Origin of the sequence: Pseudomonas yamanorum, from assembly GCF_900105735.1 — a bacterium.
Lineage (GTDB): Bacteria > Pseudomonadota > Gammaproteobacteria > Pseudomonadales > Pseudomonadaceae > Aquipseudomonas > Aquipseudomonas yamanorum.
In genome coordinates this window covers 6,131,459-6,155,906 of record NZ_LT629793.1, presented here as the reverse complement: position 1 = coordinate 6,155,906, position 24,448 = coordinate 6,131,459, and the positions used below count along the sequence as shown (strand labels likewise).

The 24,448-nt window shown below is 61.6% G+C and carries 24 protein-coding genes; 19 read left to right on the top strand and 5 right to left on the bottom strand.

Annotated features, from left to right (window positions below):
* Window positions 1-86 precede the first annotated feature (86 nt).
* The 6 genes from BLU46_RS28720 to BLU46_RS28690 all read left to right on the top strand — a co-directional run bounded on the left by BLU46_RS28720 (window position 87) and on the right by BLU46_RS28690 (window position 5,620).
* Window positions 87-1,211 (top strand): sensor histidine kinase, encoded by a 1,125-nt coding sequence (locus tag BLU46_RS28720; protein ID WP_093208549.1) that lies wholly within the window; start codon window positions 87-89, stop codon window positions 1,209-1,211.
* Window positions 1,212-2,177: 966 nt separating this feature from the next.
* The gene (locus BLU46_RS28710) at window positions 2,178-3,326 is read left to right on the top strand and encodes an amine dehydrogenase large subunit (protein WP_093210207.1); all 1,149 of its coding nucleotides are present in this window, start codon (window positions 2,178-2,180) and stop codon (window positions 3,324-3,326) included.
* A gap of 12 nt (window positions 3,327-3,338) precedes the next feature.
* Window positions 3,339-3,878: a MauE/DoxX family redox-associated membrane protein gene (locus BLU46_RS28705; protein WP_063029037.1), complete on the top strand. Its 540-nt coding sequence runs from the start codon at window positions 3,339-3,341 to the stop codon at window positions 3,876-3,878.
* Window positions 3,879-3,881: 3 nt separating this feature from the next.
* On the top strand, window positions 3,882-4,502 hold the full coding sequence (gene mauD / locus BLU46_RS28700; RefSeq protein WP_063029035.1) for a methylamine dehydrogenase accessory protein MauD: 621 nt from the start codon (window positions 3,882-3,884) through the stop codon (window positions 4,500-4,502).
* Between the two features lie 19 nt (window positions 4,503-4,521).
* Window positions 4,522-5,043: a methylamine dehydrogenase light chain gene (locus BLU46_RS28695; protein ID WP_003208877.1), complete on the top strand. Its 522-nt coding sequence runs from the start codon at window positions 4,522-4,524 to the stop codon at window positions 5,041-5,043.
* Window positions 5,044-5,098: 55 nt separating this feature from the next.
* Window positions 5,099-5,620, top strand: coding sequence for a hypothetical protein (locus BLU46_RS28690; RefSeq protein WP_063029033.1), 522 nt, complete (start codon window positions 5,099-5,101; stop codon window positions 5,618-5,620).
* A 114-nt stretch (window positions 5,621-5,734) separates the two neighbouring features.
* Here BLU46_RS28690 and feaR read toward each other — a convergent pair whose 3' ends face one another.
* The 3 genes from feaR to paaY all read right to left on the bottom strand — a co-directional run bounded on the left by feaR (window position 5,735) and on the right by paaY (window position 8,301).
* Window positions 5,735-6,649, bottom strand: coding sequence for a transcriptional regulator FeaR (gene feaR / locus BLU46_RS28685; RefSeq protein WP_063029031.1), 915 nt, complete (start codon window positions 6,647-6,649; stop codon window positions 5,735-5,737).
* Between the two features lie 76 nt (window positions 6,650-6,725).
* Window positions 6,726-7,649 carry a phenylacetic acid degradation operon negative regulatory protein PaaX gene (gene paaX, locus BLU46_RS28680; protein ID WP_063029029.1) on the bottom strand — a complete coding sequence of 308 codons (924 nt, stop codon included), beginning with the start codon at window positions 7,647-7,649 and terminating at the stop codon, window positions 6,726-6,728.
* Window positions 7,650-7,710: 61 nt separating this feature from the next.
* Window positions 7,711-8,301: a phenylacetic acid degradation protein PaaY gene (gene paaY, locus BLU46_RS28675; protein WP_063029027.1), complete on the bottom strand. Its 591-nt coding sequence runs from the start codon at window positions 8,299-8,301 to the stop codon at window positions 7,711-7,713.
* Between the two features lie 361 nt (window positions 8,302-8,662).
* On the opposite strand from paaY, the gene paaG reads away from it, so the two are divergent.
* The 4 genes from paaG (at window position 8,663) to paaK (ending at window position 12,549) form a co-directional block, all read left to right on the top strand.
* Window positions 8,663-9,454, top strand: coding sequence for a 2-(1,2-epoxy-1,2-dihydrophenyl)acetyl-CoA isomerase PaaG (gene paaG, locus BLU46_RS28670; RefSeq protein ID WP_093208547.1), 792 nt, complete (start codon window positions 8,663-8,665; stop codon window positions 9,452-9,454).
* Between the two features lie 14 nt (window positions 9,455-9,468).
* The gene (gene paaI / locus BLU46_RS28665; protein WP_008431049.1) at window positions 9,469-9,918 is read left to right on the top strand and encodes a hydroxyphenylacetyl-CoA thioesterase PaaI; all 450 of its coding nucleotides are present in this window, start codon (window positions 9,469-9,471) and stop codon (window positions 9,916-9,918) included.
* Window positions 9,911-11,122, top strand: a complete 1,212-nt coding sequence (gene pcaF, locus BLU46_RS28660; RefSeq protein WP_063029023.1) for a 3-oxoadipyl-CoA thiolase — start codon at window positions 9,911-9,913, stop codon at window positions 11,120-11,122. The genes paaI and pcaF overlap by 8 nt, the downstream gene beginning before the upstream one ends.
* A 101-nt stretch (window positions 11,123-11,223) precedes the next feature.
* Complete coding sequence (paaK, locus tag BLU46_RS28655; protein ID WP_093208543.1) at window positions 11,224-12,549, top strand: phenylacetate--CoA ligase PaaK; 1,326 nt, start codon at window positions 11,224-11,226, stop codon at window positions 12,547-12,549.
* Between the two features lie 804 nt (window positions 12,550-13,353).
* On the opposite strand, the gene BLU46_RS28650 is transcribed toward paaK, so the two are convergent.
* Window positions 13,354-14,529: an integrase core domain-containing protein gene (locus BLU46_RS28650; protein ID WP_093206837.1), complete on the bottom strand. Its 1,176-nt coding sequence runs from the start codon at window positions 14,527-14,529 to the stop codon at window positions 13,354-13,356.
* A 304-nt stretch (window positions 14,530-14,833) separates the two neighbouring features.
* Between BLU46_RS28650 and paaA the strand changes: the two genes are divergently transcribed.
* From paaA to BLU46_RS28605, 9 genes are all read left to right on the top strand, one after another.
* Window positions 14,834-15,823, top strand: a complete 990-nt coding sequence (gene paaA / locus BLU46_RS28645) for a 1,2-phenylacetyl-CoA epoxidase subunit PaaA (RefSeq protein WP_093208539.1) — start codon at window positions 14,834-14,836, stop codon at window positions 15,821-15,823.
* 27 nt (window positions 15,824-15,850) lie between these two features.
* Window positions 15,851-16,132: a 1,2-phenylacetyl-CoA epoxidase subunit PaaB gene (paaB, locus tag BLU46_RS28640; RefSeq protein WP_003208899.1), complete on the top strand. Its 282-nt coding sequence runs from the start codon at window positions 15,851-15,853 to the stop codon at window positions 16,130-16,132.
* Window positions 16,133-16,140: 8 nt separating this feature from the next.
* The gene (gene paaC, locus BLU46_RS28635) at window positions 16,141-16,902 is read left to right on the top strand and encodes a 1,2-phenylacetyl-CoA epoxidase subunit PaaC (protein WP_093208536.1); all 762 of its coding nucleotides are present in this window, start codon (window positions 16,141-16,143) and stop codon (window positions 16,900-16,902) included.
* The gene (gene paaD, locus BLU46_RS28630; RefSeq protein ID WP_063029015.1) at window positions 16,889-17,422 is read left to right on the top strand and encodes a 1,2-phenylacetyl-CoA epoxidase subunit PaaD; all 534 of its coding nucleotides are present in this window, start codon (window positions 16,889-16,891) and stop codon (window positions 17,420-17,422) included. The genes paaC and paaD overlap by 14 nt, the downstream gene beginning before the upstream one ends.
* A 33-nt stretch (window positions 17,423-17,455) precedes the next feature.
* A complete protein-coding gene (gene paaE / locus BLU46_RS28625; protein WP_093208533.1) occupies window positions 17,456-18,532 on the top strand; it encodes a 1,2-phenylacetyl-CoA epoxidase subunit PaaE in 1,077 nt (358 codons plus the stop codon).
* Between the two features lie 48 nt (window positions 18,533-18,580).
* The gene (locus BLU46_RS28620; protein WP_003208907.1) at window positions 18,581-18,889 is read left to right on the top strand and encodes a DUF485 domain-containing protein; all 309 of its coding nucleotides are present in this window, start codon (window positions 18,581-18,583) and stop codon (window positions 18,887-18,889) included.
* A complete protein-coding gene (locus tag BLU46_RS28615; protein WP_172834557.1) occupies window positions 18,886-20,532 on the top strand; it encodes a cation acetate symporter in 1,647 nt (548 codons plus the stop codon). Before BLU46_RS28620 ends, BLU46_RS28615 begins: the two co-directional genes overlap by 4 nt.
* 29 nt (window positions 20,533-20,561) lie before the next feature.
* Entirely contained in the window at window positions 20,562-22,616 is a 2,055-nt protein-coding gene (paaZ, locus tag BLU46_RS28610) for a phenylacetic acid degradation bifunctional protein PaaZ (protein ID WP_093208530.1), read from the top strand.
* A 257-nt stretch (window positions 22,617-22,873) separates the two neighbouring features.
* Window positions 22,874-23,425 carry a GNAT family N-acetyltransferase gene (locus BLU46_RS28605; RefSeq protein WP_093208527.1) on the top strand — a complete coding sequence of 184 codons (552 nt, stop codon included), beginning with the start codon at window positions 22,874-22,876 and terminating at the stop codon, window positions 23,423-23,425.
* A 2-nt stretch (window positions 23,426-23,427) separates the two neighbouring features.
* Here BLU46_RS28605 and BLU46_RS28600 read toward each other — a convergent pair whose 3' ends face one another.
* On the bottom strand, window positions 23,428-24,441 hold the full coding sequence (locus BLU46_RS28600; protein ID WP_063029007.1) for a GNAT family N-acetyltransferase: 1,014 nt from the start codon (window positions 24,439-24,441) through the stop codon (window positions 23,428-23,430).
* Window positions 24,442-24,448: the final 7 nt, after the last annotated feature.

The following is a 24,448-nucleotide window of genomic DNA, read 5'->3' as shown; positions in this document are numbered from 1 at the left end:
CCCCGATTACTTCTGAGCGTGCCCCCGGCTGCAAACCGGTATAACTTGCCACCGTAGTCGTCCCCTCCACCGCCAAGGGCTACGCGATGTACCTACCCAATAACGATGATTTCCACACCCTGATCGAAGCCATGCCGATCTGCACCATCCTTCACGATGCGCAGAGCAAGGACATCCTCTGGGCCAACACCGCGGCGCTGTCGGCGCTGGGGTTTACCCTGGAAGAACTGATCCCGCTCAAGGCCCCGGACATGACCCGGGACGCACCGAAGTACAAGCGCTCCATCGGCCTGCGCTGGCTTGAGCGCGCGGCCCGCAGTGGCCAGCGCACCATCGAGTGGTGTTATCGCTCCAAGGCCGGGGTGGAGATTCTTTCGGAAGCGGTCGCGACGCTGGTGCACCTGGACGGGCGCGACGTGCTGATGGTGCAGTTCCGTGATATTTCCCGGGAAGACAAGGTGAAGCGGGACCTGATCCGCGCTGAGGAAGCCCGGCGTGTCAGTGAACAGCAGCTTGAATACCTGGCCCGATACAACGCCATGGGCGAGATGGCGGTGGCGATTGCCCATGAATTGAGTCAGCCGTTGGCGGCCACCCGCAATTTTATCGAGGGGGTTTTGATTCGTCTGGGCGATACCCACAGTGCCGACCAGGGAGTGAACTGGGGGCTGCAAAGTGCCGTGCGACAGGTCGAGCATGCGTCAACCATCATCAAGAGCGTGCGTGATTATGTGGTCAAGCTGGAGCGGAGCGCGGAGTGGGTGGACCTCAATGAGTTGCTGCAGGAAACCCAATATTTCATCAGCCTGCGGGCTGAGCCGAGTCAGGTGCGGCTGGAACTGTTCCCCAGTATTGAACCGCTGATGGTGCTTTGTGAAAAAGTGCTGATCGGGCAGGTGATTCTGAACCTGGCATTCAATGCTATTGAAGAGATGAGCGAGCTGCCCGTCGAACGTCGGGTGCTGCGGTTGCATGCCTGCCGTGATGGAAGCGTGGCGCGGTTGAGTGTCGAGGATTGTGGACGCGGGATTCAGGCCGTGGCGCGGGAGAAAATCTTTGACGGGTTCTTTTCGTCGAAGGTGGGTGGTAACGGGATTGGGCTGGCGTTGTGCAAGAACATCATTGGTCGGCATCAGGGGGATATCTGGGCGCAGAACCTGGAGCCGTGTGGGGCGGTGTTTAGTTTTTCGTTGCCTTTGGTGGGTTCTTGAGAGGGGGGGTATATCCGTTTCTTCGGTAACGGCCACCTATGGTTCCGCTCTTACAGCGGCTCACTTTGGAAAAGCCCCAAAGTAAGCAAAGGGCTCTGCCCCGCCTGTCGGCGCCTCGCTAGGGCTCGGCGTTCCCTCTCTCCGGCATTGCTCCGCGGGCCGCCGCGACGGGCCATCCATGGCCCGGCGCGGCTAAACCGGCGTCCTGCCGGTTTACCCGCTCCGCAATACCTGCGTTCGGCCTCGGGCTTATTGGGGCAGTCAGATCAAAATCAAAAGCAAAAGCACAGCGGCCTACCGGCCGGCTTGAGTGTTAAAAGCCAGATCAAAAGCCAGAGCGAAAGCCAAATCTGAAGCTGATGCAGCTCTGCTTTTCTGTGGGAGCTGGCTTGCCTGCGATGCAGACACCTCGGTACATCAGACACACCGAGGCGAGGCCATCGCAGGCAAGCCAGCTCCCACATTTGACCGTGCCCGCTTTAGCTTTTGATTTTGCTCTTAACACTCAAGCCGGCCGGTAGGCCGCTGTGCTGTTGATCTGCTTTTGATCTTGATCTTAGGCGCCCCGTTAAACCACGCTGGCCGAACGCAGGCTTTGGAGCGTGGGTAACCCGGCAGGACGCCGGGTTAGCCGCGCTGGGCCAAGGATGGCCCATCGCGGCGGCCCACGGTCCAAAGCCGGAGTGAGGGCACACCGAGCCTGAGCGAGGTGCCGAGTGGTGGGGCAAGAGCCTTTTGGTTACTTTTGGGCTCCTTTCAAAAGTGACCCGCTGTAAGAGCGGAACCAATACCAGCCATAACAAAAATAACGGATATACACCCCACCCCACCCCATTGGCACAGACACACAACCACTTGGCAGCCACAACAATTCTTGCAATCCCCCCACAAGGCAGAATCCAGTTGCAAGAATCTGCCAAAGCACCCGCGATTAGCAAAACACAAAAAATTCAGGGAGTGCCCCTAATGCGAAGCAACAGGATCAACGTACAGTCAGCGCTGGGTCTGGGCCTGCTTGTACTCGGCTTGAACAGCGCCCAGGCGGATTTACCGCCAGACACCATAGGCCAGACCACCCTGGCTTTCCCACCGGAAGCCCACCGCGCCTTCGTGGTAGACGTCGAATTCGAAAGCTTCGTAGTCGGCCGCGTCACCGTGGTAGATCCCGACAAAAAGCGCGTCCTCGGTATGGTCCCCACCGGCTTCGCCGCCCCCTCGGCCCTCAGCCACGACCAGAAGACCCTGTACAGCGCCGACATCTACTACTCCCGCGGCACCCGAGGCGACCGCACCGACGTGCTCACCGCCTGGGACAGCTCCAGCCTGTCACCTTCGTGGGAAGTCCTGATCCCGAACAAACGCGCCGAATCCCTGACCCAACGCTACGGCCTGAAGACCAGCGGCGATGACCGCTTCGTCTACATCTACAACTTCACCCCCTCCACCTCCGTGACCGTGGTCGACACCCAGTCCCGCTCCGTCACCGCCGAAATCGCGATCCCCGGCTGCGTACTCAACTACCCCGTAGGTACCCGCCGCTTCGCCTCCCTGTGCGGCGACGGCAGCCTGCAAGTGGTCACCCTGAATGACCAGGGCCAGGAAACCTCACGCAACCGCACGCACTTCTTCGACCCCAACGCCGAGAAGCTCAACGAACGCGCGGTGAACGTGGGCGACACCTACTACTTCACCACCACCACCGGCACCATCCGCCCGGTAGATTTCTCCGGCGATGAGCCGAAAATCCTGCCGTCCTGGTCACTCACCACCGACGCGGAAAAGAAAACCGGCTGGGCTCCGGGTGGCTGGCAGTTGATGGCTGTGGCACCAAAGCTCAACCGCATGTACGTGCTGATGCACGACAACCACGAGCCGATGAAGTGGGAAGACCCGAGCACCATCATCTGGGCCTATGACCTCAAGACCATGAAGAAGATAGCCACCCTGGAAGCCCCGACCCCGGTCTGGAGCATGCAGGCCACCGGCGACGACAAGCCCCTGTTGCTGGGCGCCGACGTCGAAGGCGGCTTGCAGATCTTCGACCTCAAGACCAATAAACTCACCGGTAGCATGGCCAAGGTAGCGAAGACCGCAACCCAGATCATGAGCTACTAAAGAGGTTCGGCCATGCATATCGACCCGATCTTCATCATTGCCAGCGCCCTCGCCATCGCGGTGTTGCTGGCCAGTGCCGCGACCCACAAGTTGCGCGCACCGGCACGCTTCGCCCGGCAACTGGCCGATTACCAGTTGCTGCCAGAGGCAGTGACTCGCCCCGCCGCCCGGGTAATCCCGGTGCTGGAACTGGTGATTGCCTTTGCCCTGCTGGTTCCGGCCAGCCGTTCCTGGGCCGCCCTCAGCGCCGCCGGCCTGATTGCGCTGTACGCCGCCGCCATTGGCATCAACCTGTGGCGCGGCCGCCGGGACATCGACTGCGGCTGCGCAGGCCCCGACCAGGCGCAGCCGTTGCGGCCGATCCTGCTGTTGCGCAACGGCGCACTGGTGGCCGTGGCCCTGCTGGCCAGCGTGCTGCCGATTGCCCGTGACCTGGGTTTTTTCGACGGCTTCGTCACCGTCGCCGCCAGCGCCGTCGCGCTGCTGATTTACGCCGCAGCCGATGGCCTGCTGGCGAACTCCCCTCTTCTGCTCAAACTGATTGGTAGGTGATCAATGGAAGGCCTTATTGTTTCCAACGTACTGCTGTGGGTACTGCTGCTGGCGCTGGCGTTTGCCGTGATGGGCCTGGTGCGCCAGATTGGCGTGCTGCACGGGCGCATCGCCCCGGCCGGCGCGCTGATGGTCGACAAGGGCGTGGCGGTGAATGAGCCGGCGCCGCAAGTCACCGCTTCCGACCGTAAAGGCCGCCCGGTGAACTTCGGCTATGCCGGTGAGAAGAACCAGTTGCTGTTCTTCCTCTCGCCCACCTGCCCGATCTGCAAATCCCTGTTGCCGGCGATCAAATCCATCGCCAGGGAACAGGCCGATCGCCTTGATGTGGTGTTTATCAGCGACGGCGACATGGAAGCCCAGCAAGCGCTGATCACCGAGCACAAGCTGGACGACGTCACCTACGTGGTCGGCCCGGAAGTCGGCATGACCTACCAGATCGGCAAGCTGCCGTATGCCGCGCTGATCGACAAGAGCGGCACCTTGCGCGCCAAGGGCCTGGTCAATTCCCGCGAGCACCTGGACAGCCTGTTCGAAGTCGAACACCTGAAAAGCGCGACGCTGCAGGAATACCTCAACAGCCAGCCGCATCCCCACGACCACAGCCACGGCCATAGCCATTGATTAAGGCAGGGAGACTCTCATGAAATTGCTGGATCTGTTATTCGAGCGCTCGACCCGTCGTCTGGCCGACACCACGTCGCGACGCAAACTGTTGGCCCGCATGGGCTCGCTGATGGTCGCAGGCGCCGCATTGCCCCTGCTGCTGCCCCTGGACCGCACCAGCAAGGCGCTGGCTGCCGATAACCCGAAAGCCGGTGATCCGGGCGACCCGAACAGTTGCGACTACTGGCGCTACTGCTCCATCGACGGTTTCCTGTGCAGTTGCTGTGGCGGTTCGGTGACCTCTTGCCCACCGGGCACCGAGGCGTCCCAGGTGACCTGGATCGGCACCTGCCGCAACCCGGCGGACGGCAAGGACTACATCATTTCCTATAACGACTGCTGCGGTAAGCAAAGCTGCGCGCAGTGCGCGTGCACGCGTAATGACAGTGAAGAACCGGCATACCGACCGTTCAACAACAACGATGTGAACTGGTGCCTGGCGGCCAAATCCCACATCTACCACTGCACGGTCTCGATCATTCGCGGCGTCGCGGTTTAGCCCGATTGGGGCGGCTGGTCCAGGCCATCCGCCCCGACACACTAAGGTGATCGTCATGCACAGGTTGTTATTGCTGGGGCTGGTATGTGCACTGGCTGCCCCGCTCGCCCAGGCTCGGGCCATTCCCAATCCAAACCAGAAGCACGCACCGGGGAATGAGTCGCCACAAACGCCGATTGCCCAGGCCGGGTACAGCGTGGCGACCAACTATCAGCTGCAGTGTGCCGGCTGCCATCTGGGCAGCGGCATGGGTTCGGCGGCGAACGACACGCCGAGGATGACCGGGTTTGTCGGCAACTTTCTGAAGGTGCCGGGTGGTCGGGAGTTTTTGGTACGAGTGCCGGGGATGTCGCAGTCGGCGCTGAACGATGGGCAACTGGCGGATTTGCTGAACTGGCTGATGCGCCCGGACGGGATGGCGGGCAAGAGTACGCCGGTGGATTACAAGCCTTACAGCGCTGAGGAAGTCACTGAGTTGCGGCACAAAGCGATGCTCAATCTGCCGGGCACAAGGGCGGGGTTGATCAACGAGATGCGGGCGCAAGGGATTGCCATTGAAGATGGAATGCCCAACTGAACGAAACGCGATCCAAATGTGGGAGCGGGCTTGCTCGCGAAGGCGGTGTGTCAGTCACCCAATGCATCAACTGAACCACCGCCTTCGCGAGCAAGCCCGCTCCCACATTTTTGATCAGGCGTGTTGTTTGCGGTACTCACCCGGCGCAATGCCGAACCGTGACTTGAACGCCGTCGAAAAATAACTCGAATCCGAAAACCCCCACGAGTACCCCAACACGGAAAGCTTTTCCTCCACCCTGGATTGGCGCAGGGATTCAGCACACAAATCCAGACGCCGGTTCTTGATGTACCGCGCCACCACCAGGCCCTTGCGGGCAAAGATCCGGTACAGCCCGCGCACCGACATTCCCACCTCCCGCGCCAGCCACTCGGGGCACAGCTCTTCGGAGCGAATATGCTGGTCAATGCACTCCAGCGTCTTGCGGAACACTCGCTCATGGGCGTCGCTGCCCTCACCCGCCTGGCTGATCGCCGGGCGCAGCAGGTTGATGATCGCCTCCAGCGTCGCCTCGCTTTCCTGCAAGGTCAGGTTGTCTTGCCGGGTGGCCTCCAGAATCAGCTGCCGGGACAGCATCGCCATCGGCGACGTCGCCTCGATGCGGTGCCCGCATTTGACCGGGTTGAAACGCAAGGTCTGCTCCACCAGGTACGACGGCAGGATCAACGACAACTGCCGCGAATTCTCGCTGTAGGTGAAGTCGCTGGGGTGCGCCGCATCGATCAGGGTAATGTCGCCGGCGCGCAACAGCGCCTTGCTGTCGCCCTGGGCCATGCCCGCCGTGCCGTCGAGCTGGAACACGGCAAAGTACTTGCCGCCCTCGCCCGCCGCGATTTGGCTGGGAGTACGAAACAGCCGCGCCTGGCAGGCGTCGACAAAGCTGAGTCTCAGCGCGCCGCTCTGGTACTCGCGGATCTGCCCGGAAAAACCATCCCCCAGGATCTGCCCATCGAATGCGCCACAGATCTGATTGATCTGATGGATCCATTGGTCGAATCCATCACGGCGCTGTGCAATTGAAGACATCATGTTCAGGCCTCACGCAGGCTTATTTTTATTCTCTACGCCACCTCACTCCACCCGTTCTCCTGAACAGCGTCGCTCCTTATTTCAGGCCCCCGAACCGCCGGTAAAAACTCTCGCCCACGTCCGGCAACGGGCCGTCGGCAGTTTCCAGCGCGCTGTTCAGCCATTCCTCGGCCTTGGCGTAGATCAACCGGTAAATATTGCGGCACAACTGGCGGGCGGCGCGGCCTTCCCAATCGCCGGGGAGCAATTCGTCGGGCAATTGCGGGTCGCGCAGCAGCAGTTTGCGGTACTCATGAATAAGCAGGACCCGTGCCAGGAAACAATCCGAAGGCTGTAGCTGTTCCTGCTCGCGAAGCGCTTGCCAGAGCGGTCGGAACAGTTGGATGAACTCGCTGTAATGGGCCGCCAGCTCCTCGATGTTCCAGCTCTCGCGCACCTGCACCCGCAGGGCCTTGGAGGCCAGTACATCCTGGGCGGTGGTCTCGAAGACGATGGTGTCTTCCTGCGCACCCAAGTCGAGCAAGGTGGCATTGACGTCGGCGCGGTCACTGCGCGGGCAGGCCAGCACGGTCGGGGCAATCGCACCAAAACCTTGCCACTCCAGCTCTTCACGCACTTGTTTGCGCTTGTCCTGGGTCAGCTGCGTGAGCATCACCAGGCACCACGAACCATCCCACGCCGGCACGCTGGAGCTATAGACCCGCTTGAAGGCCTTGTCGAAACGCCGACGCCCGGCACCGGTCAGGCTGTAGTAGCTGCGGCGCCCGACTTTTTCGGCGGTCAGCCAGCCTTCCTTGGTCAGGCGAAAGATCGAGGTGCGGATCAGCCGTTCATTGATGCCGATGGGTTCGAGCAACTGGATTAGGCTGCCCAGCCACACCGTCCCGCCGTGGGGTTCGATGGCGTCCCCGTACAAGGTGATGATCAAGGAACTGGCGCGAATCGGCGTCTGCTCCTGGAAGCGGGTAATCAGTTGGTTCAGGGGTGTCAGTGACGACATGGGCGTACCGAGGCAAAAAGAGAAAATATACCGTTTTTAGCGGCGTCGGGATGCAGGCGATTCATCTGCCCTTGGGCCGCAGGCCGCTGTCGCTGATGCGTGGGCGATCATCTTCCGGTGCGCTCAGGGGTGCGCATTCCTGCATCTGCTCCAGGCAACGCTGGGCCAGGCGCTGGTATTCGCGGGTGCCGGTTTGCTTCCAGTGCACCTCTTCATCACTGAGGCTGCGCTTGACGCTGGCCGGCGTGCCCATCACCAGGGACTGCTCGGGGCACTCAAAACCGGCTTTGACGAACGCCGCCGCCGAGACGAATGAGCGAGCGCCGATACGGGCGTTGTCCATCACCACCGCATTCATGCCCACCAGCGCATCGGTGCCGATCCGGCAACCGTGCAGCACGGCGCCGTGGCCGATATGGCCGTTGCGCTCGACCACCGTGTCGCTGTCCGGGAAGCCGTGCATCACACAGGTGTCCTGCAGGTTGGCGCCTTCTTCGAGGACGATGCGCCCAAAGTCGCCGCGCAAACTCGCCAGCGGCCCCACATAGCAATGGGGGCCGATGATCACATCGCCGATCAGTACCGCCGAGGGATGGACGTAGGCCGTGGGGTCGACCACCGGGGTCAGGCCGTCGAGGCTGTAGCAAGTCATGGGGATTCCTTTTATGGCGTATTCGCAAAGCGATGCCGATCTTGGTTTATTTTGTATCACATCATTTTTACAAGCACAAAGCTGAAAAAGCGTATCGCTTGGATCAAGTGTCGTCCTGACGTGATATGGCGCCGTCAATATTCGACTTAAATCCAATGAAATAGGGGATTTATCAAGTATTTATCGACCAACACAGTGAGCAATTCATTTTTATCAAACCCAAAACAAGACACACCAAATCAATTTTATCGTTGCATTTATGTATCGCGTTAAAGCTATACTCCGGCAAAACCGGCTGACCACGCCGATCCAATAATGAGCCGGCTGACCGCCGAGCGTGCACCGTGAGGGCCTCACGACCATGAACTTCGAACACATCCTGTTTTCCATCGAGGCCGGCGTCGCCCTGCTCAGCCTCAATCGCCCCGACCAGCTCAACAGCTTCAATACGCAGATGCACGGCGAAGTCCAGCAAGCGTTGAAGCGGGTCCAGGAAAACCCCGACGTGCGCGTGCTGCTGCTCACCGGTGAAGGCCGCGGCTTTTGCGCCGGGCAAGACCTCAGCGACCGCAACGTGGCACCCGGCAGCGCGGTGCCGGACTTGGGTGAATCCATCGAGAAGTTCTACAACCCGCTGATCCGCCAACTGCGCGACCTGCCCCTGCCGGTGATCTGCGCGGTCAACGGCGTGGCGGCCGGTGCCGGCGCGAACATCCCCCTGGCCTGCGACCTGGTGCTGGCAGCCCGCTCGGCGAACTTCATTCAAGCCTTCTGCAAGATCGGCCTGATCCCCGACTCCGGCGGCACCTGGACCCTGCCGCGCCTGGTGGGCATGGCCCGCGCCAAGGCCCTGGCCCTGCTGGGCAATCGCCTGAGCGCCGAGCAGGCCGAGCAATGGGGCCTGATCTACCGCTGCGTGGACGACGCCGAATTGCGCAACGAAGCCCTGACCCTGGCCCGCCACCTGGCCACGCAACCGACCTACGGCCTGGCGCTGATCAAGCGCAGCCTGAACGCCAGCCTGAGCAACAGCTTTGACCAACAGCTGGAGCTGGAGCGCGACCTGCAACGCCTGGCCGGGCGCAGCGAGGATTACCGCGAAGGCGTCGCCGCCTTCATGGAGAAACGCAGCCCAAGCTTCAAGGGCCACTGAAAGGAGCGCACCACATGACCAACCATGAAGCCATGAACCTGGCCAACCAGTGCGCCCAGGCCATGTTCAGCCGCGATGCCGCCAGCCAGGGCATGGGCATGCGCCTGCTCTCGGTGGCGCCGGGTTGCGCACGACTGGGCATGAGCGTGCGCGCCGACATGATCCAGGGCCACGGCACCTGCCACGGCGGCTATCTGTTTGCGCTGGCGGACTCGGCATTCGCCCTGGCCTGCAACAGCTATAACGATGCCACCGTGGCGCTGGGCTGCAGCATCGACTACATCGCCCCGGCCCACCTGGGCGACACCTTGAGTGCCGATTGCCGCGAGCAAAGCCGCTCGGGTCGCACCGGCAACTACGACGTCCGTATCGAAAACCAACTGGGCCAGCTGATTGCGCTGTTCCATGGCAAATCCTACAAAGTGCGCGGCACGGTGCTGGCGCAGGAGAATCCGAATGAATGACGCCTTGATCATCGACGCAGTCCGCACCCCGATCGGCCGCTACGCCGGTGCCTTGAGCAGTGTGCGCGCCGACGACCTCGGAGCGGTGCCGCTGCGCGAACTGCTGCGCCGCCACCCGCAAGTGGACTGGAGCAGCGTCGACGATGTGATCTACGGCTGCGCCAACCAGGCCGGCGAAGACAACCGCAACGTGGCGCGCATGTCGGCGCTGTTGGCCGGGCTGCCGGTGAGCGTGCCGGGCACCACCCTCAACCGTTTGTGCGGTTCGGGGCTGGACGCCATCGGCAGCGCGGCCCGGGCGATTCGTTGTGGCGAGGCTGGCTTGATGCTGGTGGGCGGCGTGGAATCCATGTCCCGGGCACCGCTGGTAATGGGCAAGGCCGAACAGGCGTTTTCCCGCGATGCGCAGCTGTACGACACCACCATCGGCTGGCGCTTCGTCAACCCGCTGATGAAAAAGGCCTACGGGATCGACTCGATGCCGGAGACCGCTGAAAACGTCGCCGAGCAGTTCAATATCTCCCGCGCCGACCAGGACGCGTTTGCCCTGCGCAGCCAGCAACGTGCAGCCGCCGCCCAGGCCAGCGGGCGCCTGGCCAGGGAAATCGTCGCGGTGGAGATCCCCCAGCGCAAAGGCCCGGCCAAGGTGGTGGAACACGACGAACACCCCCGCGGCGACACCACCCTTGAACAACTGCAGAAACTCGGCACGCCATTCCGCGAGGGTGGCAGCATCACCGCCGGCAATGCATCCGGGGTCAACGACGGCGCCTGCGCCCTGCTGCTGGCCAGCGCGGAAGTTGCCAAGCGTCACGGCCTGGTCGCCCGTGGCCGGGTGGTGGCGATGGCCACCGCCGGCGTGGAACCGCGCATCATGGGCATCGGCCCGGTGCCGGCGACCCGCAAGGTGCTGGAACTGGCCAACCTGAGCCTGGCGGACATGGACGTGATCGAGCTCAACGAAGCCTTCGCCGCCCAGGGCCTGGCGGTACTGCGCGAGCTGGGCCTGGGGGACAACGACCCACGGGTGAACCCCAACGGCGGCGCCATCGCCCTCGGCCATCCACTGGGGATGAGCGGCGCACGGCTGGTAACCACCGCCCTGCATGAACTGGAAGAACGTGGAGGCCGCTACGCCCTGTGCACCATGTGCATCGGTGTAGGCCAGGGCATCGCGCTGATCATCGAGCGCCTGTCCGACTAAAGATTCGCGATTCCCGGGGAGCCTAGCGGTATCCTTGGGGCATGCACTCAAAGCCCGCAGTGTGCGGTGGGCTGATACACAAAAATAATTCGAGTGAACTCATGAACATGCCTATTCCAAACGCCGTGCTTAACCCCGTACTGGACCCGCTGGAAACCGCCAGCGTCGACGAACTGCGCGCCCATCAACTGGAGCGCCTGCTCTGGAGCCTGCGCCACGCCTACCAGAATGTGCCGTTGTACCGTCAACGCTTCGACGCGCTGGGGGTGCACCCGGACGACATCAAGTCCCTGGAGGACCTGGCCAGATTCCCCTTCACCACCAAAAGCGACCTGCGGGACAGCTACCCCTACGGCATGTTTGCCGTGCCGATGAACGAGGTGGTGCGCCTGCATGCGTCCAGCGGCACCACCGGCAAGCCGACGGTGGTGGGTTACACCCAGAACGACATCGACACCTGGGCCAATGTGGTGGCCCGCTCAATCCGCGCGGCCGGCGGGCGACGTGGCGACAAGGTGCATATTTCCTATGGCTACGGGCTGTTCACCGGCGGCCTTGGTGCCCACTACGGCGCGGAACGCCTGGGTTGTACGGTGATTCCGATGTCCGGCGGGCAGACGGAAAAACAGGTGCAACTGATCAAGGATTTCCAGCCGGACATCATCATGGTCACGCCCTCGTACATGCTGAACATTGCCGATGAAATCGAACGCCAGGGCATTGATCCGCACAAGCTGGCGTTGCGGTTGGGGATCTTCGGGGCCGAGCCTTGGACTGCCGAGTTGCGCGGTGCGATTGAGGCGCGACTGGGGATCACGGCGCTGGATATTTACGGGCTTTCGGAAATCATGGGGCCTGGGGTGGCCATGGAGTGTGCGGAGACCAAGGATGGGCCGACCATTTGGGAGGATCACTTCTACCCGGAGATCATCGACCCGGTGACGGGTGAGGTGTTGCCGGATGGGCAGATGGGTGAATTGGTGTTTACCTCCTTGAGCAAGGAGGCGCTGCCGATGATTCGCTACCGCACCCGCGACCTGACGCGGTTGCTGCCAGGGACTGCGCGGCCGATGCGGCGGATCGACAAGATCACCGGGCGCAGTGATGACATGCTGATCATTCGCGGGGTTAATGTGTTTCCCACGCAGATCGAGGAGCAGGTACTTAAAATAAAACAGCTTTCAGAGTGTTATGAGATACATCTGTATCGTAATGGCAATCTGGACAGTGTGGATGTGCATGTGGAGCTCAAGGCTGAGCATCAGCATCTGGATGATCAACAGCAGAGAGCGGTGTCCAGTGAGTTGAGCAGGCACATCAAGACGTATATCGGGATCAGCTCGCGTATCGTTTTGCAGCCGCTGCATTCGATCAAGCGGTCTGAGGGGAAGGCTTGCCATGTGATGGATCGTCGCCCTAAGGCATGACTGCTGCACCTTTTTGGCCCTGCATTTGTGGGGCTTTTTTTTGATTGTTTTTTGGGGGGTACATATCCGTTGCTGCGGTAACGGCCGCTTATGGTTTCGCTCTTACAGCGGGTCACTTTTGAAAAGAGCCCAAAAGTAACCAAAAGGCTCTTGCCCCACCACTCGGCACCTCGCTAATGCTCGGTGTGCCCTCACTCCGGCTTTGGACCGTGGGCCGCCGCGATGGGCCATCCTTGGCCCAGCGCGGCTAACCCGGCGTCCTGCCGGGTTACCCACGCTCCAAAGCCTGCGTTCGGCCAGCGTGGTTTAACGGGGCGCCTAAGATCAAGATCAAAAGCAGATCAAGAGCACAGCGGCCTACCGGCCGGCTTGAGTGTTGAAGAGCAAAATCAAAAGCTAAAGCGGGCACGGTCAAATGTGGGAGCTGGCTTGCCTGCGATGGCATCACCTCGGTGTGCCTGAAAAACCGAGTTGTCTGCATCGCAGGCAAGCCAGCTCCCACAGAAAAGCAGCTTTGCTTTCGCTCTGGTCTTTGCCTTCGCTTTTAACACTCAAGCCGGCCGGTAGGCCGCTGTGCTCTTGCTTTTGATCTTGATCTGCGGGCCCCGTTAACCACGATGGCCGCAAGTAGGCACGGTGGAGCGGGTAAATCGGCAGGGATGCCGATTTAGCCGCGCCGGGCCATGGATGGCCCATCGCGGCGGCCCACGCTCCAAAGCCTTCGTTCGGGCACACCGAGCCCAAGCGAGGTGCCGAGTGGTGGGGCATGTACGGGACAACCACATGGGTTACAAAAAAGTGCCTTCACATAGGTGACACTTTGATTGAAACATAACCGTTTTTTGCATCCCTAGCGTTTACTCGGCCCAAGATCACCGGACCGAAGATCACATTCCATATGCCATCACTGATCATCTCCATTCCGATGGTTTGATGGCTCAGCAAATTACCAACATAAATCCTTAGACCTGCTCGATTGATGATCCCACTACTGTCTGCCAGGTAACACTCGACATGACTCGCATAGCCCATCTCCGGCAACCGCTCCGGATAGACTCGTGTTGAAGGCATGTAACACGAGGCTGGCGTTTTCTGCCCAAGAGCCTCGTGTCCACGCTCGTAATTATAGTGCTGCACGAAGCGATCAAAGTGACGCTGCTGAGCATCCCACGCAACCGCCGGTGGTTGGGGTAACGTACTTTTCAGCGTCCTGTGCATACGTTCGTGGCGCCCGTTCTGATCAGGGCGGCCCGGTTCAATTCGCTCAGGAATGATCCCAAGTCGTAGCCACCAGATCGATAGCTGCGACAGCCCGGCACGGCCCGTGCTGGCAAACGGCACACCGTTGTCGGTACGGATGCGCTCAGGCAGCCCATATTCGCGGAAAACCCGCTCGAAGGTTTGCTGGGTTTCCTTGAAATTGGTGCTGGCCATACTCTCGCAGGCCAGTAAAAAGCGACTCGCGTGATCCATTATCGTCAACGGATAACACCACACACCTGCCCCTGTCAGAAATTGCCCTTTGTAATCAGCGCTGAAAAGCTGGTTGGGGATTTCTGCCTTACGTAAAGGCTTGGGATAGACAGCTACACGCGGGCGCAATTGCCGAGGCGTGATCAAATCAGCGGCCTTGAGGATGTTGTAAATGGTGGTTTTTGAGGGTGGGTTCTGCCCAGGAAAACGCCGTATCAAGTCGTTCTGGATCTTCTTCGGGCCGGGAACCGTTTCTCCAGTCGAACGCAATTCAATAATTGCCTGCCGGACAGCAAAAGGGACCACATACGTCTGATTGTGGCGGCTGCGACTTCGCTCTTCGAGGCCTCTGGGCCCCTCCGCTTTGTAGCGCTCGACCCATTTATAGCCAGTCTTGCGACTGATTTGATGGTCCAGGCACAGCTGGCTAAAGCTGTGCTCGTCCTCCAAATAGTCGGCGATGAACTTCACTCTGAGGTCCATAGGTTTCAGCTCTTTCCAGGGCATGGTCAGATCCTCGCGAAATCGACCCTGCCAGTTAAAAAACTGTTACCTATGTGCGTGAACTAATTTGTAACCCATGTGGGTGAGTCATACCGGCAAGAGCGTTTTGCTTACTTTTGCGCTTTTTCAAAAGTGAGCCGCTGTAAGAGCGGAACCATAAGCCGCCGTTACCGAAATAACGGATATGTACCCCACCCAAAGCGATACAAAAACAATACCGACACGATATTTTGTGTTTGATATTAATTTCCGTATCGCTTATAAAGTTCTCCATGCCTACGACAAACCCCAAGGCGGGAGACCCCTCATGTACGCACAGCTTGTAGAAACCGGAGTAAAGCGCATCAAGGACCTCTCCGAGATGTCCGACCAGGAACGCGCCTTCCAGGAAAAAATCGACGCCGAAATCAAGATCGAAGCCAAGAACTGGATGCCTGACGCCTACCGTCAAACCCTGATCCGCCAGATCTCCCAGCACGCCCACTCGGAAATCGTCGGCATGCTGCCCGAAGGCAACTGGGTCACCCGCGCCCCCACCCTCAAACGCAAGCTGCAATTGATGGCCAAGATCCAGGACGAAGCCGGCCACGGCCTGTACCTCTACAGCGCCATGGAAACCCTGGGCGCCGACCGCGACGAAGAAATCGCCAAGCTCCACAGCGGCAAGGCCAAGTACTCCAGCATCTTCAACTACCCCACCCTGAACTGGGCCGACATGGGCGCCGTAGGCTGGCTGGTAGACGGCGCCGCCATCGTCAACCAGGTGGTACTGCAGCGCACTTCCTACGGCCCCTACTCCCGGGCCATGGTGCGCATCTGCAAGGAAGAAAGCTTTCACCAGCGCCAAGGCTATGAACTGCTGCTGACCATGATGCGCCAGGGCACCCAGGCGCAAAAAGACATGGTCCAGGACGCGATCAACCGCCTCTGGTGGCCATCGCTGATGATGTTTGGCCCCAGCGACGAACACTCCCCCAACAGCGCCCAGTCCATGGCCTGGAAAATCAAGCGCCAGAGCAACGACGAACTGCGCCAGCGCTTCATCGACCAGACCATCCCGCAGCTGGAGCTGCTGGGCTGCACCTGCCCCGACCCGGACCTGAAGTGGAACCCCGAACGCGGCCATTACGATTTCGGCGAGATCCGGTGGAGCGAGTTCTACGAAGTGCTCAAGGGCAACGGCCCGTGCAACCAGGAACGCGTCGCCACCCGCCGCAAGGCGATTGACGACGGTGCCTGGGTACGCGAAGCCGCCGTCGCCCACGCCCGTAAAAAACAGAACAAGAACGCCGCCTGATCGGCCACCTGATGTGGAGTCACCGTTATGTCTGAATGGACCCTGTTTGAAGTCTTCGTGCGCAGCAAGCACGGCCTGAATCACAAGCATGTGGGCAGCGTGCACGCCGCCGACACCACCATGGCCATCGAGAACGCCCGGGAGCTGTACACCCGCCGCAGTGAAGGTGTGAGCCTGTGGGTGGTGCCTTCCGCGCTGATCACCGCCTCGTCGCCGGACGAGAAAGACCCGCTGTTCGACCCCGCCGACGACAAGGTCTACCGCCACGCCAGCTTCTACGAGTTGCCGGCCGAAGTCGGGCACATGTGAGGTCGACCATGAATCCTGAAACCGATCTGATCGAATACCTGCTGCGCCTTGGTGACAGCGCCCTGATCCAGGGCCAGCGCCTGTGCCAGTGGTGCGGCCATGCGCCGGCGCTGGAAGAGGAACTGGCGCTGATGAACGTCGGCCTCGACCTGGTGGGCCAGGCGCGCAACTGGCTGGAATACGCCGCCGAGCTGCTGGACGACGGGCGCGACGCCGATCACCTGGCCTTCCGCCGGGATGAGCGGGCCTATCGCAACCTGCTGCTGGTGGAGCAACCCAACGGCGACTACGCGGTGACCATCCTCAAGCAATTCCTGTATGACGCCTGGCACTTGCCGGTGTTGAGCGGCCTGGCCCAATCCGGCGACGAACGCATCGCCGGCATCGCGGCCAAGGCGGTGAAGGAAGTCACCTATCACCTGCGCCGCTCCAGCGAGTGGGTGGAGCGCCTGGGGGACGGCACCGAGGAAAGCCATAAACGTATGCTCTCGGCGATCCCCGAGCTGTGGCGGTTCACCGTTGAACTGACCAGCGCCGACGACAGTGAACAACGCCTGCAAGCCGCCGGCATTACGCCGGACGCCGCCCAGGTCGCCGCTGCGTGGCAAACCCGGGTCAGCAAAATCTTCACCAGCGCCACCCTACCCGCGCCTCCCGCAGCGAGCTATTTCTACCTGGATGCACGCCGCGGTTTGCACAGCGAGCACCTGGGAATTTTGTTGGCGGAAATGCAGTTTTTGCCCCGAGCGTACCCCGATGCAACCTGGTGAGCTGATCGCCAGCGACCAGGGCGCACGCCCGGCGCAACCCACCGACCTGGCTGCCGCGTGGGCCACCCTGGCGCAGGTCATGGACCCGGAAGTGCCGGTGGTGAGCGTGGTCGACCTGGGCATAGTGCGCGATCTGGACTGGCAGGCCGGCCACTTGCATGTGGTGGTCACGCCGACCTACTCCGGCTGCCCCGCCACCGAAGTGATCGAGGGCGATATCCGCGACGCATTGGAGCTGGCGGGTTTCCGCGCGCCGCAACTGGAACGCAAGCTGACCCCGGCCTGGACCACCGACTGGATTACCAGCAGCGGCCGCGAACGCCTGCGGGCCTACGGCATCGCGCCGCCGCAAGGCAGTAGCAGCAAACGCAGCCTGCTGGGAGAAAGCCCGGTGATTGCATGCCCGCAATGCGGCAGCTCTCACACCGAAGTGCTCAGCGAATTCGGCTCCACCGCCTGCAAGGCGCTGCACCGCTGCCGCGACTGCCTCGAACCGTTCGACTATTTCAAGTGCATCTGAGGGGCCGGCGGCCCGCTTGGTTGGAGAACAACAATGAGCAAATTCCATAGCCTGACCATCAAGGATGTGCGCAACGAGACCCGTGATGCGGTGTCCATCGCCTTCGAGATTCCGCAGCATCTGCAAGACAGTTTCCACTTCACCCAGGGCCAGCACCTGGTGATGCGCACCCAGCTGGACGGCGAGGAAGTGCGTCGCTCCTATTCGATCTGCACCGGGGTCAATGACGGTGAACTGCGCATCGCCATCAAGCGCGTGGCCGGTGGGCGGTTCTCCGCGTTTGCCAATGAGCAGCTCAAGGCCGGGCACAGCCTGGAAGTGATGCCACCCGCCGGGCATTTCCATGTAGACCTTGATCCGGCTCGCCACGGCCATTACCTGGCAGTGGCGGCCGGCAGCGGTATCACACCGATCCTGTCGATCATCAAGACCACCCTGCAAACCGAGCCCCACAGCCGCGTGACGCTGCTGTACGGCAACCGCTCCAGCTCCGGTGCACTGTTTCGCGAACAGCTGGAAGACCTGAAGAACCGCTACCTGCAGCGCCTGAACCTGATCTTCGTGTTCAGCCGCGAGCAGCAGGATGTCGACCTCTACAACGGCCGCATCAATGCCGAGAAGTGCGAGCAACTGTTCTCCCGCTGGCTCGACGTGAAAGCCCTCGACGCGGCCTTCATCTGCGGCCCGCAGGAGATGACCGAGACCGTGCGCGACAGCCTCAAGGCCAAGGGCATGGCACCGGAGCGCATCCATTTCGAACTGTTCGCCGCCGCCGGCAGCCAGCACAAGCGCGAGGCCCGTGAGGCAGCGCGGCAAGTGGATGCGGCGGTCAGCCAGATCACCGTGATCAGCGACGGCCGCGCCCTCGCCTTCGACCTGCCCCGCAACACTCAGAGCATCCTCGACGCGGGCAATACCCAGGGCGCCGAGCTGCCGTATTCATGCAAGGCCGGCGTGTGTTCCACCTGCAAGTGCAAGGTGATCGAAGGCGAAGTGGAGATGGACAGCAACCACGCCCTCGAAGACTACGAAGTGGCCGCCGGCTATGTGTTGTCGTGCCAGGCGTTCCCGGTCAGCGACAAGGTGGTACTGGATTTCGATCAGCTGTAACGCGTGCCGCAACACCACAAACACAACAATAAGAAGGAGCACACCGCCATGACCCCCGACGATATCGAACGCATCCGTCGACATCCCGATTTCATCCAGTTGGTACGCCGCAAACAGAACCTGTACTGGTCGCTGTCACTGATCATGCTGGTGATCTATTTCGGGTTTGTGCTGTTGGTGGCGTTCTCCCCGGCTACCCTCGGGCAGTCGTTGAGCGGCGGCGTGACCACCGTGGGCATGCTGGTGGGTGTGGTGATTGTGCTGCTGGCGTTCGCGCTGACCGGCTTTTATGTGTACCGCGCCAACCATGTGATCGACCCGCTGAACGACAAGCTCAAGCAGGAGTGCACAGCATGAGCCGGCTGGTAGCGTGGTTTCTCCTGCCGCTGGCATTGGCCACGGACCTTGCAGTCGCCGCCGACGGCGCATCCCGGCCACTGAACTGGAACGCCATCGGCATGTTCCTGGTGTTCGTGCTGTTCACCCTCGGCGTCACGCGCTGGGCCGCCCTGCGCACCCGTTCCGCCAGTGACTTCTACACTGCCGGCGGCGGCATGAGCGGCTTCCAGAATGGCCTGGCGATTGCCGGCGACATGATCTCGGCAGCGTCATTCCTCGGCATCTCGGCGATGATGTTCCTCAACGGCTATGACGGCCTGCTCTACGCCCTGGGCGTGTTGGCCGGCTGGCCGATCATCCTGTTCCTGATCGCCGAGCGCCTGCGCAACCTGGGCAAATACACGTTTGCCGATGTGGTGTCCTACCGCCTGGAGCAGACCCCGGTGCGCCTGACTTCGGCCTTCGGCACCCTGACCGTGGCGCTGATGTATCTGGTGGCGCAGATGGTCGGCGCCGGCAAGCTGATCGAGCTGCTGTTCGGCATCGACTACCTGTACGCGGTGATGCTGGTGGGCGTGCTGATGGTGTTCTACGTGACCTTCGGCGGCATGCTCGCCACCACTTGGGTGCAGATCATCAAAGCGGTGATGTTGCTGTTCGGCACCACCTTCATGGCCTTCATGGTGCTCAAGCATTTCGGCTTCAGCACCGAGGCAATGTTCGCCGGTGCTACCGCCGTGCATGCCAAGGGCAGCGCGATCATGGCGCCGGGCGGCTTGCTGTCGAACCCGATCGATGCGATTTCCCTGGGGCTGGGCATGATGTTCGGCACCGCCGGGCTGCCGCATATCCTGATGCGCTTCTTTACCGTCAGTGACGCCAAGGAAGCGCGCAAGAGCGTGTTCTACGCCACCGGTTTCATTGGCTACTTCTACCTGCTGCTGATCATCGTCGGCTTCGGCGCTATCGTGATGGTGGGTACTGACCCAAGCTTCCGGGATGCCAACGGCGCGATCATCGGCGGCGGCAACATGATCGCCGTGCACCTGGCACAGGCTGTGGGCGGCAACCTGTTCCTCGGATTCATTTCGGCGGTGGCCTTCGCGACCATCCTGGCCGTGGTCGCCGGGCTGGCATTGTCCGGCGCGTCGGCGGTGTCCCACGACCTGTATGCCTGCGTGATCCGCAAGGGCCAGGCCAGCGAGCAGCAGGAAATCCGCGTGTCGCGCATCGCCACGCTGTGCATCGGCGTGCTGGCGATCATCCTCGGCCTGCTGTTTGAGTCGCAGAACATTGCATTCCTTTCCGGCCTGGTATTGGCGATCGCCGCCTCGGTGAATTTCCCGGTGCTGTTCCTCTCGATGTACTGGAGGGGCCTGACCACCCGTGGCGCGGTGACCGGCAGCCTGGCGGGACTGGTCTCGGCCATTGTGCTGCTGGTGTTGAGCCCGGCGGTGTGGGTCAACGTGCTGCATTACGACAAGGCGCTGTTTCCTTATTCCAACCCGGCCCTGTTTTCCATGAGCCTGGCGTTTTTCAGCGCCTGGGTCTTTTCCGTCACCGACCGCTCGCCCCGCGCCGCCGTTGAGCGCGGGCGTTACCTGGCGCAGTTCATTCGCTCCATGACCGGCATTGGTGCCGCAGGCGCCAGCAAACACTAACTCTCATTTTCCAACCCGGAGGAATCGTGATGCCTCACGCCCCTACCCTGCAAAGTTTTATCGCTGGCCGCTGGATCGGCCACCACGGCGCCCAGGTGCTGCGCAGCGCCATTGACGGCCACGAGCTGGCACGCACTCACGAAGAGCGCCCGGACTTCGCCGAAGCCATCGAGCACGGGCGCCGCCAGGGGGTCAGCGGGCTGATGGCCCTGGATTTCCAGCAACGGGCCCAGCGCCTCAAGGCCATTGCGCTGTACCTGAGCGAGCGCAAGGAACAGCTCTACGCCCTTTCCCACCACAGCGGCGCAACCCGTGCCGACAGCTGGATCGATATCGAAGGCGGCAACAGCACGCTGTTTACCTACGCCAGCCTGGGCTCGCGGGAATTGCCGTCGGGCAATATCGTCCACGAAGGCCCGGCGATGCAGTTGAGCAAGCTCGGCAGCTTCGCCGGCACGCATATCCTGGTACCCCGTGGCGGCCTGGTGGTGCACATCAACGCGTTCAACTTCCCGATCTGGGGCATGCTGGAAAAATTCGCCCCGAGTTTCCTGGCGGGCATGCCATGCATCGTCAAGCCGGCCAGCGCGACCAGCTACCTGACCGAAGCCGTGGTGCGCCTGATGGACGAATCCGGCCTGCTGCCACCCGGCAGCCTGCAACTGGTGATCGGCAGCACCGGCGACCTGCTCGACCGCCTGCAAGGCCAGGACGTGGTGACCTTCACCGGCTCCGCCGACACCGCCGCCAAGCTGCGGGTCAACCCGAACCTGATCCGCAACTCGGTGCCGTTCAACGCCGAGGCCGACTCGCTGAACTGCGCAATCCTCGCCCCGGACGTGAGCCCGGACGACGAAGAGTTCGAGCTGTTCATCAAGGAAGTCGCCCGGGAAATGACCACCAAAGCCGGGCAGAAATGCACCGCCATTCGCCGCGCCATCGTGCCGGCCAAACATATCGACGCCGTTGCCACCCGCCTGCGGGACCGCCTGAAAAAAGTCGTGGTGGGTGACCCGTCGGTGGAAGGCGTGCGCATGGGCGCGCTGGCCTCCCACGACCAGCAGAAAGACGTGGCCGAACGCCTGGAAAGCCTGCTGCAGAGCAGCGATATGCTGTTCGGCGCCCGCGACGGCTTTGAACCCCGCGGTGAAAACGTCAGCCAGGGCGCGTTCTTCGCCCCGACCCTGCTGCAAGCCCGCGACCCGCATGCGGAAGGCGGCGCCCACGACATCGAGGCCTTCGGCCCGGTCAGCACGCTGATGGCCTACGACGACCTCGACGAAGCCCTGGCCCTGGCCGCACGCGGTAAAGGCAGCCTCGTCGCGAGCCTGATCACCAAAGACCCGCAGATCGCTGCCAAAGCCGTCCCGGTGGCTGCCGCGTGGCACGGCCGCCTGCTGGTGCTCGACCGTGAATCCGCCGCCGAATCCACCGGCCACGGCTCGCCCCTGCCGCAACTCAAACACGGCGGCCCGGGCCGTGCCGGTGGCGGCGAAGAACTCGGCGGCTTGCGCGCCGTGAAACACTACCTGCAACGCGCAGCCGTACAGGGCTCACCGACCATGCTGGCGGCGGTCACCGGCGAGTACGTACGCGGCGCCAAGGTCATCGAGACCGAAGTGCACCCGTTCCGCCGCTTCTTCCAGGACCTGCAGATTGGCGAATCGCTGCTGACCCACCGGCGCACCGTCACCGAGGCCGACCTGGTGAACTTCGGCTGCCTGTCGGGCGATCACTTCTACATGCACTTCGACGACATCGCCGCCAAGGAGTCGCAATTCGGCAAGCGCATCGCCCATGGTTACTTTGTGCTGTCGGCGGCGGCCGGGCTGTTTGTGTCCCCGGCACCGGGGCCGGTGCTGGCGAACTACGGGCTGGACACCCTGCGGTTTATCAACCCGGTGGGCATTGGCGACACCATCCAGGCGCGGCTGACCTGCAAGCGCAAGATCGACCAGGGCAAGAAGAGCCCGCAGGGCATTCCGCAGGGCGTGGTGGCGTGGGATGTGGAGGTGACCAACCAGCTGGGTGAGCTGGTGGCCAGTTATGACATCTTGACGTTGGTGGTGAAGCGCGAGGAGTGACCGCTCAGACCAATGTGGGAGCTGTAGAGCCCCAGCGAGGCTGCGATGGGATCACCGCGCCGTACCTGCCAGACCGCGGCGCCTGCATCGCAGCCTCGCTGGGGCTCGACAGCTCCCACAGTTGATATCAGTTATCTCAGTTGATCAGGAGAGTGTGCTCGTATCCCGTGACGCCTTGCGTCACCACTGAACAGATTGATTTTTTATTCCGCACGACACACCTTAGCGAATCGTTTTTCTAAAAGGTGACGCCCGCAGTGTCCGATTTTCCGACTCTCAAAACCGAACGCCTGACCCTCAGAGAACTTACACAGGAGGATGCGGTGGGGTTGTTTGCGATTCATAGCGACGCTGAAGCAATGAAGTGGTTCGGTGCCGACCCAATCACCGAGCCTCATCAAGCGGAGCAACTGATCGAGCTGTTTGCCAGTTGGCGCACTTCACCCAATCCAGGGATTCGCTGGGGGATTGAGGACATAGCCACGGCAGCGCTGATCGGCACCTGTGGTTTCTTCAAATGGAATCGTACGTGGCGCAGTTGCGCCATCGGGTTTGAGATGGCGCAATCGGCGCAGGGACAGGGGCTCATGAAGGAGGCGGTTTACGCCGCCCTTCGATGGGCGTTCCAGCACATGGAACTCAACAGGATCGAAGCGCTGGTTCATCCTGACAACGCCCGGTCACTGAACCTGCTTGAGAAAGCCGGGTTCGTGCGTGAAGGAACGTTGAGGCAGGCGGGTTACTGGAACGGAGCTCATCAAGACCTGGTTCAGCTTTCGCTGCTGCGTGGGGAGTGTGAGTACCTTTAGGGTCAGCGTGCGGCCCGGCGGTAAACCAGGGTATCGCGTACGCCGAAGTACTCGCAGCGCCGCGCGCCTTGAAGGGTTTCCACCCATTCAAATCCCGCCGCCTCAGCCAGTCGTTGGCTGGATAGGTTCGCCGAAGAAGTGGTCAGACGCAGTGTGTGCCCGCTCAACTGCAAAACCAGAGCAGTCAATGCCTCCCTCATCAGCCCATGACCGGCGTGAGCCTGATTGCCCCAATAGCCAACTTCGAAGCTGTGAATCTCATCGGCCAGCGGCAGCAGACCGATACAGCCCACCAATGCCTGAGGATCGTCGCGAGATAACAGGAAATACCTTTTCTCCCCAACAGGTGCATCGAAGTCTTTTGCCGCGCGCTGCAGGCTTTCCTGCGTGTCCTCCAGCGTCCAGTGCGGCTTGCTCCATACGAGAAACCGGCGGTGCAGCGCGTAGCTGGCGTTCAAGGCATCGGCGAGTTTTTCAGCGAGCGCCACGTCGGGCGCAACCAAGCTCATCCGGGCAGTTTGCAGGGTTGTGGGTAGCGGCGCCTGTTGTTCAATGGTTTGCACCCAGACGAATCCTTCGTCTTCACTGGGTGGCTCGAGCATGCTGAACACGCTTTTCAGCGCGTCCTCCGGCACCTTTTTGTCAGCATTGCGTTGGGCATTTCGCGCCAGCGCCAGCTCCAGCGGTGCGCTCACCAGGATGCCGATCACCGGGACTGCATAGTCCCTCGCGATGGACAGCAGCTCCTCCCGATGACGCCGCGCAGGCAAAGCAGCATCGAAGACGATTGCCCCGTGCCCCAATCGCTCAAGGTTTTCCTCCACCCAGCGAGACTTGCCGGCGCCCTGCACGCCCATGACCACGTACACATGAGTGCCCTTTGCCGCCTGTGACAGCTCGTGCCTCAACCGCGCATACGCGAGCTGCCATGCCTGTCGATTTCGTTCAGGCGTGAATTCCCTGCCGAACTCGGTTTCCAGATAGTCGTCAGGGTTGATCACCAAGGGCAAGTCCATCGACCGA

Bases quoted from the DNA above. Each gene is read 5' to 3' on its own strand.
- BLU46_RS28720 (WP_093208549.1), top strand. From the start codon at position 87: ATGTACCTACCCAATAACGATGATTTCCACACCCTGATCGAAGCCATG.
- BLU46_RS28710 (WP_093210207.1), top strand. From the start codon at position 2,178: ATGCGAAGCAACAGGATCAACGTACAGTCAGCGCTGGGTCTGGGCCTG.
- BLU46_RS28705 (WP_063029037.1), top strand. From the start codon at position 3,339: ATGCATATCGACCCGATCTTCATCATTGCCAGCGCCCTCGCCATCGCG.
- mauD (WP_063029035.1), top strand. From the start codon at position 3,882: ATGGAAGGCCTTATTGTTTCCAACGTACTGCTGTGGGTACTGCTGCTG.
- BLU46_RS28695 (WP_003208877.1), top strand. From the start codon at position 4,522: ATGAAATTGCTGGATCTGTTATTCGAGCGCTCGACCCGTCGTCTGGCC.
- BLU46_RS28690 (WP_063029033.1), top strand. From the start codon at position 5,099: ATGCACAGGTTGTTATTGCTGGGGCTGGTATGTGCACTGGCTGCCCCG.
- feaR (WP_063029031.1), bottom strand. From the start codon at position 6,649: ATGATGTCTTCAATTGCACAGCGCCGTGATGGATTCGACCAATGGATC.
- paaX (WP_063029029.1), bottom strand. From the start codon at position 7,649: ATGTCGTCACTGACACCCCTGAACCAACTGATTACCCGCTTCCAGGAG.
- paaY (WP_063029027.1), bottom strand. From the start codon at position 8,301: ATGACTTGCTACAGCCTCGACGGCCTGACCCCGGTGGTCGACCCCACG.
- paaG (WP_093208547.1), top strand. From the start codon at position 8,663: ATGAACTTCGAACACATCCTGTTTTCCATCGAGGCCGGCGTCGCCCTG.
- paaI (WP_008431049.1), top strand. From the start codon at position 9,469: ATGACCAACCATGAAGCCATGAACCTGGCCAACCAGTGCGCCCAGGCC.
- pcaF (WP_063029023.1), top strand. From the start codon at position 9,911: ATGAATGACGCCTTGATCATCGACGCAGTCCGCACCCCGATCGGCCGC.
- paaK (WP_093208543.1), top strand. From the start codon at position 11,224: ATGAACATGCCTATTCCAAACGCCGTGCTTAACCCCGTACTGGACCCG.
- BLU46_RS28650 (WP_093206837.1), bottom strand. From the start codon at position 14,529: ATGCCCTGGAAAGAGCTGAAACCTATGGACCTCAGAGTGAAGTTCATC.
- paaA (WP_093208539.1), top strand. From the start codon at position 14,834: ATGTACGCACAGCTTGTAGAAACCGGAGTAAAGCGCATCAAGGACCTC.
- paaB (WP_003208899.1), top strand. From the start codon at position 15,851: ATGTCTGAATGGACCCTGTTTGAAGTCTTCGTGCGCAGCAAGCACGGC.
- paaC (WP_093208536.1), top strand. From the start codon at position 16,141: ATGAATCCTGAAACCGATCTGATCGAATACCTGCTGCGCCTTGGTGAC.
- paaD (WP_063029015.1), top strand. From the start codon at position 16,889: ATGCAACCTGGTGAGCTGATCGCCAGCGACCAGGGCGCACGCCCGGCG.
- paaE (WP_093208533.1), top strand. From the start codon at position 17,456: ATGAGCAAATTCCATAGCCTGACCATCAAGGATGTGCGCAACGAGACC.
- BLU46_RS28620 (WP_003208907.1), top strand. From the start codon at position 18,581: ATGACCCCCGACGATATCGAACGCATCCGTCGACATCCCGATTTCATC.
- BLU46_RS28615 (WP_172834557.1), top strand. From the start codon at position 18,886: ATGAGCCGGCTGGTAGCGTGGTTTCTCCTGCCGCTGGCATTGGCCACG.
- paaZ (WP_093208530.1), top strand. From the start codon at position 20,562: ATGCCTCACGCCCCTACCCTGCAAAGTTTTATCGCTGGCCGCTGGATC.
- BLU46_RS28600 (WP_063029007.1), bottom strand. From the start codon at position 24,441: ATGGACTTGCCCTTGGTGATCAACCCTGACGACTATCTGGAAACCGAG.